Raw genomic sequence first — 17,488 nt, forward strand, 5'->3', positions numbered from 1 at the left:
AGTCAAGAAAAGTATAACGGAAATCTACTAATTCGCACTCATATTACGGGAAATGTTGTCAAAACTTAATATGGCGTTAACAGAGCATTCGACAGCATATTTGCGTTTATGAACAATTGGTAAGATATCCGTGATTTTTATAAGTCTATTCTACTAGATTTAGAGGACGTGACTATTATACTCTATATTACCTTTATATTGGAAGGAAATTATCTTCCTAAAATATCCTATTTATCCGAAGATAAACCACCTTTTCTTTGGCGTTGGGTCAGCCGGCTCCAGAACAACCAGGTCACGATGTTCTAGAACTCGAGCATTGTTCTCCAGCAGGATATCAACGCAATCTGCATGCCCCCGTTTTTCGAGGAAGCTGAGTCCTTTATCGAAGAAGAAATTCCGTTTCTTCAGATCATGCGCATCTGATCCGTACAGATGGATCAGGTTTGCATCAATGAGTTGAAGCGCTATATCGCGGACGTCAGTTCCAAACTTTCCGGCTAAGCTTCCCGCTGTGACTTGCGCCAGTGCACCGTGATTAATGAGCTTAGCAAGGCGTGATGGCTTGTCGAGGATTGCCCGGTTTCGTTCCGGATGGACAATAACCGGAAGGATGTCTCGGGACAAGAGATCATGAATCACTGATGTTGTATTGCCCGGGATGCCCGAAGAAGGCAGTTCAAGCAACAAATACTTGGAGCCGGCAAGTGTGAGAAACTCTCCTCTGTCAAAGCGTTCAATAATGTCATCTGTTACGCGAACCTCATGGCCGGGATGAAGTTTGACCGAGATACCGGCATTCTTGATTTCTTTTTCTAATTTCAGTAACCGCTGGTAGATGGCTTCTTTAGTCGCATTAAATTGCGGATGCCGTGCATGCGGAGTCGCCGTAATATCAGTGATCCCTTCCATTTCAGCATGCCGGAGCATTTGCAGTGCATCCTCCAAGGCTGCAGGACCATCGTCCAAGTCATATAAGATATGTGCATGTGTGTCGATCAACCTAAATCCCTCCCCAGTCCATAAATAGGAAGAGAGTAAGAGGGCCAATAGTCCCCTTACTCTCCCGAGCCGTAGTAATGATAGTAATAATGGTCCTTGCCCAGCTTGAAGTTGTTCAGGACTGCGCCGAGGATGCGTGATTTCGACGCATCCAGTAGTTCTTTTGCTTTATTCGCATTGTCTTTTTCAGTTTCACCGGTGTTAATGACGAAGACAGTACCATCACATTTATTAGCTAGAATCTGAGCATCTGTCACGGATAGGACGGGCGGAGCGTCAAAGATGACCAGTTCATATTGGGACGAAATGTAGTCCATGAACTGATGCATTGTCTCTGAGCCGAGTAGTTCTGCCGGATTTGGCGGAATCGGCCCACTCGTCATGACATGCAGGTTTGGAGAGAATTCCGTCTCCCGGATGACCGTTTCAGGGGTTTCCTGGCGTGTAAGCACGTTGGACAGACCCTGTGTATTCGATAGGTGGAACGTGTAGTGGACAGTCGGCTTACGCATATCTCCATCAACGAGGAGCACCTTCTGGCCGTCCTGGGCAAACAGCATCGCCATGTTTGCGGACACAGTCGACTTGCCCTCTCCCGGAGAAGCGGAGGTGAACAAAATGGTCTTCAGGTCTCCCGCAGGTACAGAGAAGTTAATGTTTGTCCGTAGCGTCCGGAATTGTTCGGATACGATCGACTTCGGACTTGCATGTACGACGAGCTTACGCGCGCGCTGCTCGAGTTGCTGTTTCTTGCGGTTCTTTTTTCGGATGGCCATGGGTTCACCTCCTCTTTCTGCGGTTTCTGACGATGTTGTCCAGGTTGACGTCTGAATCAGGGATTGGACTAATCAGGCCGAGGATCGGCATGTCGAGCAGTTCTTCGACATCTCGTTCGTTCTTGATCGAAGTATCCAGGTATTCCAGCAGAAACGCAATGCCTACACCGATCATGAGACCGATGACTGCTCCGATGGCCATATTCAGCATCGGATCCGGCTTTACTGGAGCTGGGTTCTCTCCCACGACCGCCGGTGACAGGATGTTGACGTTGTCGACATTCATCAATTGAGGGATTTCTTCCTCAAATACTTCAGCAGTTGTGTTAGCGATATCCGCTGCACGGTGAGGTTCCGGATCCTGAACAGTGACATTGAGGACCTGCGAGTTCTCAGCGCTGTTTACCGTGATTTTCTGTGTAAGCTGCGACGGAGTCATATCCAATGTCAGCCGTTCAATCACTTTTTCCAGAATTGCAGGGCTTTTGATGATGACATTGTATGTATTGATGAGCTGCAGGTTCGTCTGGATTTCCTGAGATGTGAACTGTTCTTGCTCCTGTTGCGTCTGGTTCACGAGAATCTGAGTCGATGATTGATAGATCGGTGTCATCAACAGATAGCTCACCACGCCTGCGATCGTCAATGCGAGAATCATACACGTCAGAATCAGTGCCAGGCGCTTTTTTAACGTTTTGAACAAATCTTGCAGACTGATCGTTTCTTCCATTCATGCGGCCCCTTTATGTAAATACAGTGTATTTTAATTTCCAATTATTCTCCGAGTATAGCATAATTTCATTTCAAAATGTGACAAATTCTGCATTAAGATATGGTAAACTGATACGCAGTAGAAAATCGGGAGAATCGACCTGCCCGATTGGAATTCGGAGGGAGCCAGAACTGTGCGGAAGGGACTATTGGTTACGCTAATTACACTAATTTGCGGAGCATTATTGGTATTTAGTTATATGAGCTACCAAGAGAAATTGGACGCCGCTGCGAAGGCAGAGTCCGAGCCTATGGAAGATATACCGGAGAACGAAAGCGGTTCAGAAGAACCCGCTGAAGAACCAACTATTGACCAGGCACAGCTGGATGCACTGACAGCGAATGCCAGCCCGAAAGTTCGAGAAGTACTGAATGCCCGACTAAAAGCCGGCGATGATGCAAGGATGGTCGTCATCGGTTCCGCCGACATCCAAGGTGTTGCCGACCGCCTCGCAAACGCAGTCCATGACGCATACGGCGGATTCCTGTCAGTCGACGCGTTCGCCTATGACGGCACAAGCACCGAGTTCGTCACCGACGGCATGCAACACCTGGCATGGACAAACGAGTATGACATTGTCGTTTACGAACCATTCACTCTCAACAACAATGGTGTGGTGACGATCGAGGATGAGCAACAGCACCTCTTGCAGGTAGAAGAGCGCGCGATGGAAGCCGTACCGGATGTCGCCTTTTTGGTGACTCCACCACAGCCAATCCGAAACGCGGGCTACTACCAGACCCAGATCGACAACCTCAAGACATTCACCGAACAGCAAAACATGCCCTACATAGACCATTGGACTAAATGGCCGGTACGTACCTCTGAAGAGATCAACAACTATCTGGACGCAAGTGACCGGCCGACCGACCAAGGACTCGACCTCTGGGCAAGCGCACTTATCGAATACTTTGTAGCCAAATAAAAAGGCTTCCGGTTATGCGCCGGAAGCCTTTTAACGTCCCCGTATTTCCAACTCTGCACAAATCAGATCCCTCAACTCCTGAGGCCCCACCCGCTCCTGCAGAGCCACCAAATCCTCAGTCGCCATACTCGCGAACTGCTCCCGGTTTTGAGCATCCACATCATCTTGGCATCTGGTATTGAACATATCCATCCAACTCACCGCCAGAAAATAATACTGCGACGGCGTAATCTCCAACACACTCCGCTCCATCAATACCCCTCCTCGTGATTGCTTGTAGAGAGCTTGTCCAATAGAGCCGTCCAATATACCTCAGAGATAAATAGGCACCGAGTGATTACTTGGCCAAACTGAGTGTTTACCAAGCCCGAAAGGGCAAAACCAAACGAGAGGTTTTCGGCTGTTCGCCGATAACCCAAGAACCGATTGTAGTGGTTACCTTCCTCTCAGAAGTGATTACCATTATATATTTAACAGAATATTTTAATTACTTATTGACTTATTACTACCTGGGTAGTACATTATGGTCAGGTGATGACTGATGACAGCAAATGTATTGGCGACGTTGAAGAAATATGGCTTTACCGAGTACGAGGCAAAGATTTACCTGGCACTGCTCCAGCGGCATCCGATGAATGGCAATGAAATAGCTAGGCAGTCCGGAGTGCCGAGCCCGAAGGTATACGAAACATTGAAACGGATGAACGAGCGGACGGTTGTGTTTTCCGTCTCCGATGGTTCTTCAAGCAACAAGAAACTGTATAGCCCGCTCCCCTATGAGGAGCTGCTGAGTGTCATGGAAGCCGAGTTCGAAGAAGATACCGCACTTTTGAACGGCTTCTTTCAGAGTCTATCCACAAATCTGGATGTCGATTGGTCGGAGTTGTACCACATTACCGGCTATGCCTCTTCCCTGGACACCCTGCGAGAGCTGATAACTGGGGCGGTTTCCAACATCTACATCAGCGGCTGGACAGCTGAGCTTTCCCAGCTTGAAGGGGAACTGCGGGAAGCTCACGCGCGGGGAGTCAAGATTGTGTCGATCACGTTTGATCCGATCCCTGCCCCGCTCCCATGGCATCACTATAAGCACCATGAGGGACCTTTCTCTGACCGGCGTCATGTCGGAGAACTCTCTTGTGCGTTTGATGACGCCCGGGTCTTCATTCTTCATTCCGCAACCGGAGAGGCCCACTCCGTCATTTCCAGTCATGCGGCGCTGGTACGCACTACAGTCAATTACATCCGCCATGACATCTATGTGAATCAGGTAGTGTCAGACTTTCATGAGGAGCTGGCAGCTAAGTACGGCGAACAGTTCGAGAAGTTGCTGGACCGATTCTAAACGGGATTGATGATTCATCCAATATAACTCTTGGACAAGGAGGGCAGTTTTCGTATCACTCAACAATCTTTAAGGGGGATAATAATGGGGGAAAATCGTACACGTGTCATTGATCTGAGTGTGCCAATGGATGTTAAGGCCAAGGAGCCGTTCCCGCCTAGAATTGAATATTCGACCCATGAGGAAGGGGCGGCACAAGCGGCAGGAATTCTTGGGTTGAAGAAAGAGGACTTTCCCGACAGCAAAGCCTGGGCGGTTGAAACGCTCACGCTGACAACTCATACGGGTACCCACGTCGATGCACCTTGGCATTACGCCGACAAGACCGCAGGGGAACGGTCTAGGACGATTGACGAGCTTCCGATCGACTGGTTTTATGGCGACGGAGTGCTATTCGACTTCAGTGATAAGCCGGCCGGCTATGAGCTGGGGGTGGCGGACTTTGAAGAGAAACTTGCTGCGATGAGTTATGAATTAAAGCCATATGACATTGTCTTAGTCCGTACCGATGCGGACAAGAAGTTCTACGACGAGGATTATGCATTCAGTCATGCGGGGGTATCGGCTGAAGCGACGAGATGGCTAATCGATAAAGGAATCAAAGTGATGGGAATCGATGCATGGGGATGGGACATCCCGCTCCCGCTTCAGGCACAGCAGTACCGAGAAAACCCACAGGACGGGATTTTGTGGGCAGCACATTACGTAGGCAAAGAAGCGGAGTATTGCCAGATTGAAAAGCTGGCGAACTTGGATCAGTTGCCGAAGCCACACGGATTTAAAGTTGCGGCATTCCCGGTCAATATCAAGGGAGGAAGCGCCGGCTGGGCCAGACCTGTTGCGATCATTGACTAAAGGGGGATTTCAATGAGCTTTAACAGTGTTTTTCTGCTCTTCTTCGTTGCCTTTGTCGCCCTTCTGATTGCAGGAGGATGGATCACCCGAAAGTGGGTGACCGGCTCCAACGATTACTTTATCGCCGGACGTGAAGTTGGACTGCTTGTGAATATCTTCGGGGTTGCGGCCATCGGCTTTGCTGGGACGATCATCACGCTCGGTCCCGGTCTTGCCATCATGACCGGTTTCTGGGGCTCTTTTGGGTTCGGTCTGATTTATGGAATTGGGGGTCTCGCTCTATATGGTTTGATATTTGCCCCTTACATCCGCCGCTCCGGCGCACATACACTGTCCGAGTGGCTGGAGATGCGATTTGATAAGCGGACGCGGACACTTGTCACGGTAGCAACGATTCTCGGACTTCTCGGGATCATGGCGAACAACGTCATGTCGATGGCGATCGTCACGACGAGCTTTACCGGCTGGCCGCTCCTTGCCACCCTGTCGGCGATCTTTGCGATGTTTCTGTTGTTCACATACATCGGCGGATTCTGGGCAGTTACGCTCACTGACTTTATGCAGATGGTCATCGGCCTTATTGCCCTTCCTGTCATGCTGATTGCAATCATCTCAAAGTTCGGTGGTCTATCCACCGCAACATCCGGATGGCCGGGACCGGGCAGCTACTGGACGAGCGGGATTGCCGGAGGCGAGCTTCCTATTCTTTCTCTGCAGTACCCCAGTGTCCTGACGTTCTCCATCCTTTTTGCCTGCTTCCTGGTGTGGGGCAATAACTACTATTGGTTGCGGGTTTCATCCACACGAAGTGAACGTACAGCCAAGCTTTCATTTGTGTTCGGTGCCCTGCTGCTCGTAATCGTCCCGATCACGGTGCTCGCCTTTACCGGCGTCTATGCCGGATCGGTGATGGGTGATCAGTTCCTTCCTTACGGCACAGTGGATCCGACCGCCGCATTCGGCGTTGTTTTGAGAGCGCTTCCAATTGTGGTGGCGGCCTTCGCCCTTCTCGGAGCGCTTGCCGCATCGATTTCCACGTCAACGACCGCGCTGATCGGTGCATCGAGCACGGCGGTCCGTGACCTGTACCAGCGCTTTGTTCGGCCAAATGCAACGTCAAAGGAACTGACCGTTCCGTCCAAAGTCATCACGATGATTCTCGGACTGATTGTCTGGCTGCTCTGCTTCTACCCGGGCGGCCCGCTCTACCTGTTCGCCTTCTCCACCGCCTGGCTCGGCGCTCCGTCGATTCTAGTATTTCTCGGGATGTTCTGGAAGCGGACCACGAAGACCGGCGCCTTTTACGGTGCAGTAGTTGGGATCTCGGCCACAGCAGTTTTCACCGTTCTTGACCTGACGGGAGTCTTCCCGCTCGGCACCTACACCCATGTCGGTGTCGTCGGCCTTGTCGCGACCGTCCTGACCGTTGTCATTGTCAGCCTGCTGTCAGAGCCGGCTTACTATACAAAGAAGGACTTTGGGAACATTGGCAACGCGGTACTCCAGCTGGCGGATGATGAAAGACGCGTCCTGACATTCATTCACTACGGCTATGACACAATGGCCGAAATCAGCGACATGCTCGGCGTGGACTCTTCCGTCAGCAACCAAATCATCGAGAACCTCGATCAGCGCGGGGTGATCGGACGGAAGAAATATGCCGGGGCAGGCTTCTACACGTTCCACATCCGGGAGGGCATCGAACCAGAAGCCTACCTGCCGGAGGACGGACACCGCTACGCGGATGACCGGCTCACTGAAGATGATTTCACCTTCCTCGAAAAGCTTCGGGGTGGCATGGATGCTCTGAACAGTTACGTGAAGGAAAAGGAATTCGACTCGCTCCACGCTTCCGCCATCCTATCAAAGCTGATCAAACAAGGCTATCTGGCTGAGAAGGGCTTATGGAGACGCCAGGTATCGCTCAGCCCTAAAGGAAAAGAAGTACTAGAGAAATACAACTTCGCTTCCGAGCCAATCAAACCGGAACTCCAACAAACACCTGCAGGGGGATGACATGCGATGAAACTTGTGACATTCAGAAATTCAGATGGGAAAGCCCAGGCCGGCTGGATCGAGGATGAGAAGGTCTATCCAATTTCCATGGAAATTGGAGGTTCGGAAATCTCAACGATGCTTGAAGTGATCAGGCACAGTGAAGAGATTTTGCCGGAACTAGTAAAACAACCGAAAGATGTAGAGTACAGCTTGGACGAAGTCGAGCTGCTCGCTCCGCTCCCGAATCCAGCAAGTGTCCGGGATTTCATGGCCTTCGAGCAGCATCTGCTTAATGCCTCTAAGCAAGCAGGACTGCAAGTCCATCCGAAATGGTATGAGATCCCGGTATTCTACTTCTCCAATCACCAGTCAATTCACGGACCGGGGCAAGCTGTCGAGATCCCAGCCAATAGCGAGAAGTTCGACTACGAGCTGGAGATTGCAGCGGTAATCGGCAAACAAGGGCGGAACATCAAAGCCGAAGAAGCCGATGACTACATCCTCGGCTACACAATCTTTAACGACTGGTCCGCCCGCGACCTGCAGATGGAAGAAATGCCAGTCGGCCTCGGCCCCGCCAAAGGCAAAGACGCCGCCACCTCCATCGGCCCGTACATCGTCACCAAAGACGAGCTGGAGCCTTATCGGGACGGTGCCCTCTATGACCTCAAGATGACGGCAAAGATCAATGGCAAACAAATCTCCGAAGGGAACTTCAAAGACATCCATCACTCCTTCGGCGACATGATCGAGCGCGCCTCCTCCAACTCGACCCTCTACCCCGGAGACATCATCGGCTCCGGAACCGTCGGCACCGGTTGCCTCCTCGAGCATGGCCCGGAGGTACACCCGTGGCTGAAGCCGGGGGATGAAGTGGAACTGGAGATTACGGGGCTTGGGGTGTTGAAGAATACGTTGAAGTGAATATGAGGCTGCCCGGATTGAGCGGGCAGCCTTTTCTAATGTAGTGCACAAGCCCGCAAGGGCAAAGGGCAAAGGGCAAAGGGCTGTTTGCCGAAAGCCTGAAAACTAAGTTGAGTGATTACCTAGCGAGACCGAGTGTTTACCCTCGCTTTCTGATCTCCAGCCCATCCAGTTCTGTATAGAGATTCACTGTATAAGTCGTGCCAATTGATTTCCCTGACTGCGCGAGCTCATACCGGCGGAGAATCCGGCTGGCCGTCTGTTTTCTCTTAATCTTGGCGAAGGCACGGAGCTGTGCATTATTCAGTGTCGGGTGGACAAGCAGGAACCAATCGAGGATCAGCTGTCCATAGTCCGCTTTACTTTTCTTATCACAAGCCTTGCAGTGAAGCGTCCGCTCACTTTCACGAGTCAGCGTCCCGCTGCAATCCAGGCACAGGAAGCCCCGCTTCAGGTGGTTCGGATTGATGCTGAACTTCTTGCAGATGGGTATCCATTGCAAATAATGACGCTCTTGGTCAAGGAGAACCATGAGTTCATCGAATGATTCCATGCTCAGTTGTTCCGGCAACTGTCTATAGCCGGTTTCCAGGTAAAGAGGAATCTCCCTGGTCGGGATAATCGGCGCGTCATCCGGGAGCCCTTCCCATACATTGTGCGACGCGAAAGCAACGGTTCCAAAGACCGGTAGCTTGATGTCCCGTTTTTCCAGCCACCCTTCAAGCGCATGGATCTGGCTCTCCAACTGGATGATCGGACAAGGGAACACAATAATAGATCCTCCCCGCTCCCTCCGCTCAATCCTCCTGGGAGAGAGTTGATACTGGAGTGCCCCCTTGTATTTCTTCGACTCAATCAGCCAGATACCCCTCCGTGTCAGGATAAGCGTATCAATCTGGACGACTTCCCCCGGCTCAACCTCAATCTGTATATCCGTGAGCACCACCCCGGGGAGCCGGCTTCGACGCACATACTTATCGGATGCAATCTCACCAAAATAACCGGCCTCCTGCCGAAGCAGCTCCTCCCTCACCTGCTCCCGCTCCGGCGCCCCCTCTTTCAACCGCTCCATCGCCCGTTCCAAGGCGTGGAGGTAAATTGGATACTTCCGTGTGACTTTCATGAAGCCCCCTCCCCTCGGAATCACCATAGCAAGGCTCCGGAACAGCTGGCGAATCGCCATATTTGAATTTTGGAGGGGGTTTTTGCGTTGAAATTGGATTTTGCAATGGGCGATGGACGGCGATATCCTTCTCGGAACTAGGGCTTAGCGCTAATTCACACTCCCTCAAAATTGAAATTTGGTAGTTTGGTGATGAGTGGTTACCTGGAGCAATTGAGTGATGACGATCCATACCAAAAAGGACTGCCACATCGGCAGCCCTTCTCTCATTTGCTCCCTATATCCCCACATTCAACAAAATAGACAACGTTACAATACTCAATAACGTAGTAACCAATGTGATACTCGAGACCAGCCCGGGCTCCGCATCATATTCCACCGCCAACAGCGTTGTTGTTGCGGCGCTTGGCATCGAGGCGATGACGATGAACAGCATGCTGATTATCGGATCCAGCTCAAATATCTGGATAAACAGCAGTGCAATCAGCGGGGAGATGCCGAGCCGGATCAGTGAACCCAGGCCGATCATTGGCCAGTTCAGGCGGAATGTCCGGATGTTGGCCAGTTGCATTCCCAGTACGATCATCAGCAGCGGGATGGCCCCTTGCCCGACAAACTCAAGACTCTGATAGAATTGTCCGGGCACGCTGAGTCCTGCAAATTTAAAGAGCAGCGCTGCAATCACTGCGTAGATGGCCGGCAGCCTGAACATGGACTTGATGGCTGTCCCGGCTCCCGCGCCGCTCCGTGATGCGAAGTAGACGCCTGCCGTATTCATGATCACGTTCTGGACCACCATGAAAAAGACAGCGTAAGGAAGGATGCTTTCCCCAAGGCTGAACAGCATGATCGGAACGCCAAAGTTTCCTGCATTCATGAATGCGGTCGATAGAATGAGTGCACTTTCCGTGGAAGGCCCGAGCTTGAACAACTTGGCACACAGTTTAATGATGGCAATCAACGCAATGAACAGGACCCCGGCAAACAAAATAATCATGTAGAAGCGCTCATCAAAACTCGCCTCGTAAATATTCGTAAATACAAGGCAGGGGACGAATAAATAAATACACACTGTCGAGACGGACTTTACCTCAAGCAACTTGAACCATTGTAGAACATATCCTGCAGCGAATATCAGAATGACGGGCAAAACAACGTCTATGAAGATGCCCAAATCTACTCACCCCTATCTATCCCTCTACACCATATCGCCAAAAGGCGTGCAGCATCAGCAGAACTCCTCTGCCTTGCAGCACGCCTTCTTGACTTAAAGCCTACACCAGCAGTTGTTACAAGAATACATTGACGAGCAGGCCGGCGATCAGAATAATCAGTGCGCCACCCAGTCTGGAAGAGATTTGTGCAAACGGCATCAGTTCCATGCGTCGTGCAGCAGACAGCACAGCGACATCTCCTGTTCCTCCCATATTGGCCATGCACAGGCCTGCAGTGATTGCCGCTTCGATTGGGTAAAAGCCGACCAGCTTCCCTACAAATGCCGCGCCGAGAATAGCCCCCAGCACAACTGCCATAACGACCGCGATGTATTGGAAGCTCAGTGCACTCAGGACAGCCTCGAGGTCAGTGTACACAACGCCTACACCGATCAGCAAAGCAAGCGTGAAGTTCTTGGCGACAAACTGGAACCACTGGCTCGCGCCTTCTTCAACGATTGCCGGTAATACGTTCACAATCTTTGCAAAGGCAACCAATAGGATCATGATGGCATATGGGTGGATCGGAATTATTTCACCCAGCAGTTGACCGAGCATGTAGAACGTAACTGCTGCAAGCAGGCCGATTCCCATCTTGGCGACGTCCGGTGTGAATTTCTTTTCCTCGTATGTAAATCCTTTAATCAGTTGACCGTTACCCGTAAGCGAAGGAAACTTTTTACCGACCTGATGAAGTGCGGCAGCAAAGATAATGGCAAATACGTTACCAAGTGCCAGTGCCGGAATCAACATGGACATGTAGTAGCTCGGCTCATTCCCCAAGAGTTCAGAGTAAAGCTGTGCCATCGGGACCGCACCGGCACCAAGACCGCCTCCCATAATCGGCAACGTCATGACCAAGACGGAGTCTTGTATGGAGAATCCGACGAGCAGTCCGATTACCGCGGCTAAGACAATAGCGCCCACTACCCCAGCCAACAGAGGAAACGCATACTTCAGACCCGCCTGCGTCAGGACCTTCTTGTTCATCCCCAAAATACTTCCCGTTATCAGTGCAGCAATATAAAAGTTCAGAAAATCTCCGCCCTGCATGAAATCAGAAATTCCGGTCACTGTCGATTCCGGAATCAGTCCAGCATACGTCAGATAAGCCGAACCGAAAATCGCGATAATCGCACCGCCCCCCAGGAACGATTTGATAATCGGTGTATGGTCACCAATCCATCCCAGCAATTCCCCCAGAACAATCATGATGATCAGCGAGCCGATCAACCCTGGAGGCAATACCTCCAGATACATACTGCCGATGGCAACAGCAGCGATGGCGAGGAACCACCCCCCCGGCAAGTTAAAGATGCTGAACCTTCCCTTTACACCGGCAGCCGGAATGCCGATTTCCTGTTGTTGCTCAATCGATGTCATACCATTTCCCCCTAATCCCTTAATTGACAGCGTTAATGATTAGCCTTGCTTGCTTGATGATCGGTTCATCGATCATCTTCCCATCCAGTTTGAATACTGAAGATCCGTTTTTCTCCACATACTCAAGAATTCTTTTCGCCTCTTCAACCGCTTCATGACTCGGCCGGAAGGTCTCATTGATCACCGTGACTTGTGCCGGATGAATAGCAAGTTTGCTTCCAAAACCAAGTGTCTTAGCCCAGGCAGTTTCTTCCCGCAGTCCTTCCGGGTTTTTAAAGTCCGGATACACAGTATCCACCGGTGGTTCCAGCCCCGCGGCTCTTGACGCGACCACAATTGAGGAGCGGGCATAAAGCAGTTCCGTTCCGCTTTCCGACTGCCCCGCTCCAATATCGAGGGCAAAATCGATGGAGCCGAATGCCAGTCGCTTCACTCTGCCGCTTGCCGCGGCGATCCTGCTGACATTCTGGATGCCTGCCGCTGTTTCCAGAAGAGGGATCACTTCAAAGTCTTTTCCGATCCCCTTTGAATCCAGCAAACGGTCGACGAGAATCAAGTCATGCTCGTCATTGGTCTTTGGAAGCATGATTCCTTTCAGGCAGGAAGATTCCAGATTCCAGACTAGGCTCAAGTCATCGAGGAAATAAGGCGTTTCGATTGCATTCACTCTTAGATAAGCGGGCTTGCTTCCCGTCTCAAGAAATTTAGCTGCACATCGGCGGGCCTCTTCTTTATCTTCCGGAGCCACGGCATCTTCCAGGTCGATGATCAGGGCATCTGCGTCTACCCCGCCCGCCTTCTTCAAATGCTTTTCACTGTTTCCGGCCACGAACATCAATGATTTCAACTTCATCATTTCCCACCCGCCACTTTCTCTTGTCCGTACTGTGCAATCTCCAAGTCTGAGAATCCGAGTTCAGCGAGTATTTTCTCGTTGTGTTCTCCCACCTGCGGGATCGGGTCCATCCTGGCTTCGAACGTTTCAAATGTCGCAGGCGGCAAGAGGGCCTGGATCTGTCCTGCAGGGGTTTCTACACCCCGCCAGCGGTTTCTCGCTTTTAATTGAGGATGATCCGCGAATTCCTCCATCGTATTCAGACGGGCGTTAGCGATCTTTTCTTTTTCCAGCAACTCGGTCAATTGCTCCGCCGTGTACTGTCTAAAAGCGTTTTCAATAATCGGTTTAAGTTCACTCTTATTCTGGGTTCTTACCGTATTCGATTGGAACCTGACATCCGTGGCCAGACTGCCGTCGCCGATGACATTCTCGCAGAGACGTTGCCATTCGCGTTCGTTCTGGATCGAAAGGAATACCTGCTTTTCGTCCCCCGTCGGAAACGGCCCATACGGATAAATGGTCGCGTGGCTCGCACCGGTCCTGGCAGGTTCTTTGCCGCCGTATTTCGAGTAGTAAAGCGGGTACCCCATCCATTCCCCGAGGGCTTCAAGCATGGAAACTTCCAGAACGCTCCCCTTGCCGGTTTTGGAACGTTGGATGATCGCGGTCAAGATTCCGGAGTAGGCATACATCCCCGCCGCAATATCCGCAACGGAAATCCCCGCTTTTGATGGGGTGTCTTCGGTTCCTGTAATGGACACAAGGCCGGCCTCGCACTGAATCAGCAGATCATAGGCTTTCTTGCTGAGATACGGGCCGTCTGTCCCATAACCGGAAATCCCGCAGATGATCAGATCCTTATATTGTTCCTGAAGCGTTTCCGCGCCGAATCCGAGACGGTCCACCGCTCCGGGCGCAAGGTTCTGAATGAATACATCCGCCTTCGCCAATAATCGGTGCAGAATCTCCTTGCCTTCCTCACTCTTCAGATCCAACTCTAGCGACTCTTTCGAACGGTTGATCCAAACAAAGTGACTGGACTGGCCATTCACTGTCCCATCATAATGACGCGCAAAGTCTCCGCTCCCGGGACGTTCGATTTTAATGACACGTGCCCCAAGGTCTGCCAACTGCCTGGAAGCAAAAGGCGCTGCAACTGCCTGCTCCAACGAAACGACTGTAATACCTTCCAAAGGTCTCAACTAATTTTACCCCCTTAAAAGGGATTCTGGATTTTGGATACAGAATCCTTTGTGTTATTATTCAACTTAGTAACACAATTGTCAATGTATTTTTTCTTTTCTATCTACAAATAGAATGGCTTATACTTATGAATACAATAGTAAGTTGTGAAGAGGAGGTCCCGCGAGATGAAACCGATTGAGAAGAAGTCCGCTCGCGACCAAGTGATTATCTCGTTGAGAAAAGCGATCTTTAACGGTGATTTGAAAAACGGGGAAGAAATCACCCAGGAAGAAATCGCAAAAATCCTAAATGTGTCCCGCATGCCTGTCCGGGAAGCGTTCTATGCCCTTGAACGGGAAGGCTTGCTGCTCACTCAACAAAACCGAAGGGTTATCGTGAAAGGCGTCACTGAGGAAGACATCAAGGACCACTACGATATCCGCGCGATGCTGGAAGGGGAAGCAGCTGCCAAAGCCGCCCGCCTCGCGACTGATTTGAAGGACCTTGAGGAGATCAATAAAGAGATTGAAAAAGCCGTCCAAGCAAGAAACACGGATGAGTATATTGTTGCCAACGAACATTTCCACAGGACCATCTGGAAGCTTTCCAATAGCGTGCGGCTGCAATCATTCCTGGATCAGCTCTGGAGCGGTCTGCCCCCGCACCTTGCAGAAATGGTCACAGAGCAGATGGGAAAGGCGCATTCTGAACATCAGGACATCCTGGAAGCTTTCCGCAATCGAGATGAACATGCAGCACGCGAGTTGATGATGAGTCATATCAAGCGGAGCAAAATTGATTTTCTGAAGATCTTTTGATGCACGTTGAAGAGACGCATTTGCCTGGAACTGCGGCAAAATGCGTCTCTTTTTGATAGTTTGGAGTTTCGTACTGAATGGTTACCTTGAGTCAGTGAGTGGTTACCTGTGGCGCCTTCCAATTCCCAACAAATTGATGTTCAATATTTCTATACATACATCACCCTTGAAAGAAGGTGCAGCAGATGATCAAGGAAACGATTCGGGATGCCCTTATTGCGGCGGCAGTTATCCTTGTTTTAAAAAGCATTACCAAGATCCTCAATAACCCCTCCTATTTCTCAGAGATGTTCGCTGAGGGTGCCGGAGTGGCAGTCGGCGCTCTACTGATGTCTTATGTCGCCATCTTCATCTTCCTTTTCATCCTGATGTTCAGCGTGAAAAAGTTCTCCAAACCACGGAGAACGGCCAGATAGAAATTGAAATGGGACTGCCGCTTTGGCAGTCCCATCCTACTTCCCTTATCCCCTCGGCGGAAACGGATCCTTCCCGTATGTATTCCGCTCCCGAATCTGTCCGTCCTCACCGTGGATCAGCAGCTCCGCCCGTTCCTGCTTGGCGAGCTCCCGTCCGATTTCGAACGCTTCTTCCTGCGTACCTACCACTTGTGACGGCTCCGACTCCCCTTCCGCTTTAACGCCCCATCTGTCATCCATCGGTACCACATGTATGTTCTTGCCCATTTTGCTCACTCCTTAATAATGTTTTGTGTTGGTTGTCCTAAACTCCTTAAGGGATTTAAACCCATGCTTCTTAATTACTTTTTTAACTTCCTCTTCTTTATCATTTATGTCCGTCATTTTTATCCTCAGGACGTCCTCTATGTTTACCTGGTTTCCTGTAAAGTCTTTCTTGAGTGACGCTATAATAGAGGCAACAAGAACTATTATTTCAATGTCCCCCTTTGCTTTTTTCTCATGTTCGGTATAACTATATTGTTGGAATATCGCTAGCCTCCTAACACTTTCAGAAGATGAATACATGAACGTGTCGTAAATCAATGAATTTATATATCCAACATCCGCCATTTTCTCTTTCACTTCTACTTCTCCTACCCGAAATAATAGCTCAGTCCACTTATTGTAAATATCTTGCATATTCTCCCCGCTTGTACTGCGAAAATAGTTATCAATTTGGAGGTAGCGAGTATTCTTTTGGGTAATTTTAGATTCAATGATTTTCCACGCAATGTTAATTAAAGCGGTAATTACAGAGCTGGTGAGAATAATTATCCAGATTTCCATCCTCCTCACTCCTTCTTCGCTCTTTTCTTCTTTCATTCCCCTCTACGAGACTGGCCAATCCGGACAGTGGAGTTCATCGCTTTTCTTCCTCCAGAAATATATTTTTCTACCACTCTCAAAACCTATAGACACGCCCCCGCCCGCCGACTATAATCTTCTCAATGCCAACAGAATAGAGGGAAAATAAGCACATGAAATCACTAATTAAGTGGGGGCTAGCGGTTACGCTGACTGTCAGCGCCTTTCTTCCGTCCGCTGCGTTTGCACAGGGGTACTCCGACGTTTCAGAGAAAGACACGCACTATGAGAATATCCTGACTGCTCAGGAACTTGGGCTTATGACGGGCTATGCGGACGGCACGTTCCAGTCGTCGAAGCCGCTTCAGCGGGCGAATGTCATCAAGGCTTTAGGCAAACTGCAACTGCGCTTGAGCGGTGAAACGCTGGAGTCGTATCCGTATTACGGGACGCGGCCGTTCCGGGATATCCCGCGGACGCATGCGGACAAGGAACTGTTTAAGTACTCGATCATCGTCAAGGATGCGGGCATTTTCGATGGGGATCCGAACGGGAACGTCAATCCCGGCAAGCTGATGTCCCGCCAGCAGATGGCGAAGGTGCTCGTGAATGCGTTCGGGCTGTGGGACGCTGAGGACCTGGAAGACACCGTCATTACGGACCTCGATCAGGCGGCCTGGTACTTCCAGGACTATATCCTCCTGCTGTCCCACTTCGGCGTGACGACTGTGACTGAATACCGTCCGCTCGCGACGACGACGCGCGGTCAGTTCGCTTCGTTCTTGGTGCGCTCGTATGATGTGATGTTTGATTCCCCGATCGATTCGATCGATGAGTACTATGTGGACCTGCTTCCTGGTGAACAGCCGGAGCTGCCGGACCATGTGTTTGTCTACCTCGAGAACGGCAACATGTTCAGCACGCCTGTTGAATGGGACCTGAACGGGGTCGATTTGAATACGCCGGGAGAATACGTCATTACCGGGACTCTCAAGGAGTTCCCGGGTGAAACGGCGACGGCTACGATCTATGTCTACTCGGAAGACGAGTGGATGGAAATTGAAGAATAAT

At 50.6% G+C, this 17,488-nt stretch carries 19 protein-coding genes; 8 read left to right on the top strand and 11 right to left on the bottom strand.

Annotation, left to right across the window (positions count from 1 at the left end):
• Window positions 1-231: 231 nt before the first annotated feature.
• From BMX91_RS04000 to BMX91_RS04010, 3 genes are read right to left on the bottom strand one after another with little or no spacing between them, the layout of a single operon-like run.
• Window positions 232-999, bottom strand: a complete 768-nt coding sequence (locus BMX91_RS04000; protein ID WP_092050162.1) for a tyrosine-protein phosphatase — start codon at window positions 997-999, stop codon at window positions 232-234.
• A gap of 56 nt (window positions 1,000-1,055) precedes the next feature.
• Window positions 1,056-1,775 (bottom strand): CpsD/CapB family tyrosine-protein kinase, encoded by a 720-nt coding sequence (locus tag BMX91_RS04005; protein WP_092050164.1) that lies wholly within the window; start codon window positions 1,773-1,775, stop codon window positions 1,056-1,058.
• Window positions 1,776-1,779: 4 nt separating this feature from the next.
• Window positions 1,780-2,505 carry a YveK family protein gene (locus BMX91_RS04010; protein WP_092050166.1) on the bottom strand — a complete coding sequence of 242 codons (726 nt, stop codon included), beginning with the start codon at window positions 2,503-2,505 and terminating at the stop codon, window positions 1,780-1,782.
• A 241-nt stretch (window positions 2,506-2,746) separates the two neighbouring features.
• On the opposite strand from BMX91_RS04010, the gene BMX91_RS04015 reads away from it, so the two are divergent.
• Window positions 2,747-3,472, top strand: a complete 726-nt coding sequence (locus BMX91_RS04015; RefSeq protein ID WP_143059346.1) for a hypothetical protein — start codon at window positions 2,747-2,749, stop codon at window positions 3,470-3,472.
• A gap of 30 nt (window positions 3,473-3,502) precedes the next feature.
• On the opposite strand, the gene BMX91_RS04020 is transcribed toward BMX91_RS04015, so the two are convergent.
• Complete coding sequence (locus tag BMX91_RS04020) at window positions 3,503-3,724, bottom strand: hypothetical protein (protein WP_092050170.1); 222 nt, start codon at window positions 3,722-3,724, stop codon at window positions 3,503-3,505.
• A 289-nt stretch (window positions 3,725-4,013) separates the two neighbouring features.
• Between BMX91_RS04020 and BMX91_RS04025 the strand changes: the two genes are divergently transcribed.
• From BMX91_RS04025 to BMX91_RS04040, 4 genes are all read left to right on the top strand, one after another.
• Window positions 4,014-4,817: a TrmB family transcriptional regulator gene (locus BMX91_RS04025; RefSeq protein ID WP_092050172.1), complete on the top strand. Its 804-nt coding sequence runs from the start codon at window positions 4,014-4,016 to the stop codon at window positions 4,815-4,817.
• Between the two features lie 84 nt (window positions 4,818-4,901).
• Window positions 4,902-5,672: a cyclase family protein gene (locus BMX91_RS04030; RefSeq protein ID WP_092050174.1), complete on the top strand. Its 771-nt coding sequence runs from the start codon at window positions 4,902-4,904 to the stop codon at window positions 5,670-5,672.
• 12 nt (window positions 5,673-5,684) lie between these two features.
• Window positions 5,685-7,688, top strand: coding sequence for a sodium:solute symporter family protein (locus BMX91_RS04035; RefSeq protein WP_092050176.1), 2,004 nt, complete (start codon window positions 5,685-5,687; stop codon window positions 7,686-7,688).
• Window positions 7,689-7,694: 6 nt separating this feature from the next.
• Window positions 7,695-8,594, top strand: coding sequence for a fumarylacetoacetate hydrolase family protein (locus tag BMX91_RS04040; protein ID WP_092050178.1), 900 nt, complete (start codon window positions 7,695-7,697; stop codon window positions 8,592-8,594).
• 139 nt (window positions 8,595-8,733) lie between these two features.
• Here the strand turns inward: BMX91_RS04040 and BMX91_RS04045 are convergent, their stop codons facing one another.
• From BMX91_RS04045 to BMX91_RS04065, 5 genes are all read right to left on the bottom strand, one after another.
• Window positions 8,734-9,717, bottom strand: coding sequence for a nuclease-related domain-containing protein (locus BMX91_RS04045; RefSeq protein WP_177168259.1), 984 nt, complete (start codon window positions 9,715-9,717; stop codon window positions 8,734-8,736).
• A 277-nt stretch (window positions 9,718-9,994) separates the two neighbouring features.
• The gene (locus BMX91_RS04050) at window positions 9,995-10,891 is read right to left on the bottom strand and encodes an AEC family transporter (protein ID WP_092050182.1); all 897 of its coding nucleotides are present in this window, start codon (window positions 10,889-10,891) and stop codon (window positions 9,995-9,997) included.
• 115 nt (window positions 10,892-11,006) lie between these two features.
• Window positions 11,007-12,314: a 2-hydroxycarboxylate transporter family protein gene (locus BMX91_RS04055; protein WP_092050184.1), complete on the bottom strand. Its 1,308-nt coding sequence runs from the start codon at window positions 12,312-12,314 to the stop codon at window positions 11,007-11,009.
• 19 nt (window positions 12,315-12,333) lie between these two features.
• The gene (locus tag BMX91_RS04060; protein ID WP_092050186.1) at window positions 12,334-13,170 is read right to left on the bottom strand and encodes an HpcH/HpaI aldolase/citrate lyase family protein; all 837 of its coding nucleotides are present in this window, start codon (window positions 13,168-13,170) and stop codon (window positions 12,334-12,336) included.
• Window positions 13,167-14,354, bottom strand: coding sequence for a CaiB/BaiF CoA transferase family protein (locus BMX91_RS04065; protein WP_092050188.1), 1,188 nt, complete (start codon window positions 14,352-14,354; stop codon window positions 13,167-13,169). The genes BMX91_RS04060 and BMX91_RS04065 overlap by 4 nt, the downstream gene beginning before the upstream one ends.
• Window positions 14,355-14,522: 168 nt before the next feature.
• On the opposite strand from BMX91_RS04065, the gene BMX91_RS04070 reads away from it, so the two are divergent.
• Together BMX91_RS04070 and BMX91_RS04075 are read left to right on the top strand one after the other, a co-directional pair.
• On the top strand, window positions 14,523-15,155 hold the full coding sequence (locus BMX91_RS04070; protein WP_092050190.1) for a GntR family transcriptional regulator: 633 nt from the start codon (window positions 14,523-14,525) through the stop codon (window positions 15,153-15,155).
• Between the two features lie 185 nt (window positions 15,156-15,340).
• Window positions 15,341-15,571: a hypothetical protein gene (locus BMX91_RS04075; protein WP_092050192.1), complete on the top strand. Its 231-nt coding sequence runs from the start codon at window positions 15,341-15,343 to the stop codon at window positions 15,569-15,571.
• A gap of 45 nt (window positions 15,572-15,616) precedes the next feature.
• Here the strand turns inward: BMX91_RS04075 and BMX91_RS04080 are convergent, their stop codons facing one another.
• Window positions 15,617-15,838 (bottom strand): DUF2188 domain-containing protein, encoded by a 222-nt coding sequence (locus BMX91_RS04080; protein WP_177168260.1) that lies wholly within the window; start codon window positions 15,836-15,838, stop codon window positions 15,617-15,619.
• Between the two features lie 12 nt (window positions 15,839-15,850).
• Window positions 15,851-16,435: a hypothetical protein gene (locus tag BMX91_RS04085; RefSeq protein WP_143059347.1), complete on the bottom strand. Its 585-nt coding sequence runs from the start codon at window positions 16,433-16,435 to the stop codon at window positions 15,851-15,853.
• 155 nt (window positions 16,436-16,590) lie between these two features.
• Here BMX91_RS04085 and BMX91_RS04090 point away from each other — a divergent pair, with 155 nt between their 5' ends.
• Window positions 16,591-17,487 (top strand): S-layer homology domain-containing protein, encoded by an 897-nt coding sequence (locus BMX91_RS04090; RefSeq protein WP_092050198.1) that lies wholly within the window; start codon window positions 16,591-16,593, stop codon window positions 17,485-17,487.
• Window position 17,488 lies beyond the last annotated feature (1 nt).

The organism is Bhargavaea ginsengi, from assembly GCF_900109165.1.
Taxonomy (GTDB): Bacteria; Bacillota; Bacilli; order Bacillales_A; family Planococcaceae; genus Bhargavaea; species Bhargavaea ginsengi.

What these genes read in the sequence shown, in the direction of transcription:
- BMX91_RS04025 (WP_092050172.1), top strand. Translation starts at nt 4,014, where the DNA reads ATGACAGCAAATGTATTGGCGACGTTGAAGAAATATGGCTTTACCGAG.
- BMX91_RS04060 (WP_092050186.1), bottom strand. Translation starts at nt 13,170, where the DNA reads ATGATGAAGTTGAAATCATTGATGTTCGTGGCCGGAAACAGTGAAAAG.
- BMX91_RS04090 (WP_092050198.1), top strand. Translation starts at nt 16,591, where the DNA reads ATGAAATCACTAATTAAGTGGGGGCTAGCGGTTACGCTGACTGTCAGC.
- BMX91_RS04055 (WP_092050184.1), bottom strand. Translation starts at nt 12,314, where the DNA reads ATGACATCGATTGAGCAACAACAGGAAATCGGCATTCCGGCTGCCGGT.
- BMX91_RS04035 (WP_092050176.1), top strand. Translation starts at nt 5,685, where the DNA reads ATGAGCTTTAACAGTGTTTTTCTGCTCTTCTTCGTTGCCTTTGTCGCC.
- BMX91_RS04075 (WP_092050192.1), top strand. Translation starts at nt 15,341, where the DNA reads ATGATCAAGGAAACGATTCGGGATGCCCTTATTGCGGCGGCAGTTATC.
- BMX91_RS04010 (WP_092050166.1), bottom strand. Translation starts at nt 2,505, where the DNA reads ATGGAAGAAACGATCAGTCTGCAAGATTTGTTCAAAACGTTAAAAAAG.
- BMX91_RS04085 (WP_143059347.1), bottom strand. Translation starts at nt 16,435, where the DNA reads ATGAAAGAAGAAAAGAGCGAAGAAGGAGTGAGGAGGATGGAAATCTGG.
- BMX91_RS04080 (WP_177168260.1), bottom strand. Translation starts at nt 15,838, where the DNA reads ATGGGCAAGAACATACATGTGGTACCGATGGATGACAGATGGGGCGTT.
- BMX91_RS04015 (WP_143059346.1), top strand. Translation starts at nt 2,747, where the DNA reads ATGAGCTACCAAGAGAAATTGGACGCCGCTGCGAAGGCAGAGTCCGAG.
- BMX91_RS04005 (WP_092050164.1), bottom strand. Translation starts at nt 1,775, where the DNA reads ATGGCCATCCGAAAAAAGAACCGCAAGAAACAGCAACTCGAGCAGCGC.
- BMX91_RS04045 (WP_177168259.1), bottom strand. Translation starts at nt 9,717, where the DNA reads ATGAAAGTCACACGGAAGTATCCAATTTACCTCCACGCCTTGGAACGG.
- BMX91_RS04070 (WP_092050190.1), top strand. Translation starts at nt 14,523, where the DNA reads ATGAAACCGATTGAGAAGAAGTCCGCTCGCGACCAAGTGATTATCTCG.
- BMX91_RS04030 (WP_092050174.1), top strand. Translation starts at nt 4,902, where the DNA reads ATGGGGGAAAATCGTACACGTGTCATTGATCTGAGTGTGCCAATGGAT.
- BMX91_RS04040 (WP_092050178.1), top strand. Translation starts at nt 7,695, where the DNA reads ATGAAACTTGTGACATTCAGAAATTCAGATGGGAAAGCCCAGGCCGGC.
- BMX91_RS04020 (WP_092050170.1), bottom strand. Translation starts at nt 3,724, where the DNA reads ATGGAGCGGAGTGTGTTGGAGATTACGCCGTCGCAGTATTATTTTCTG.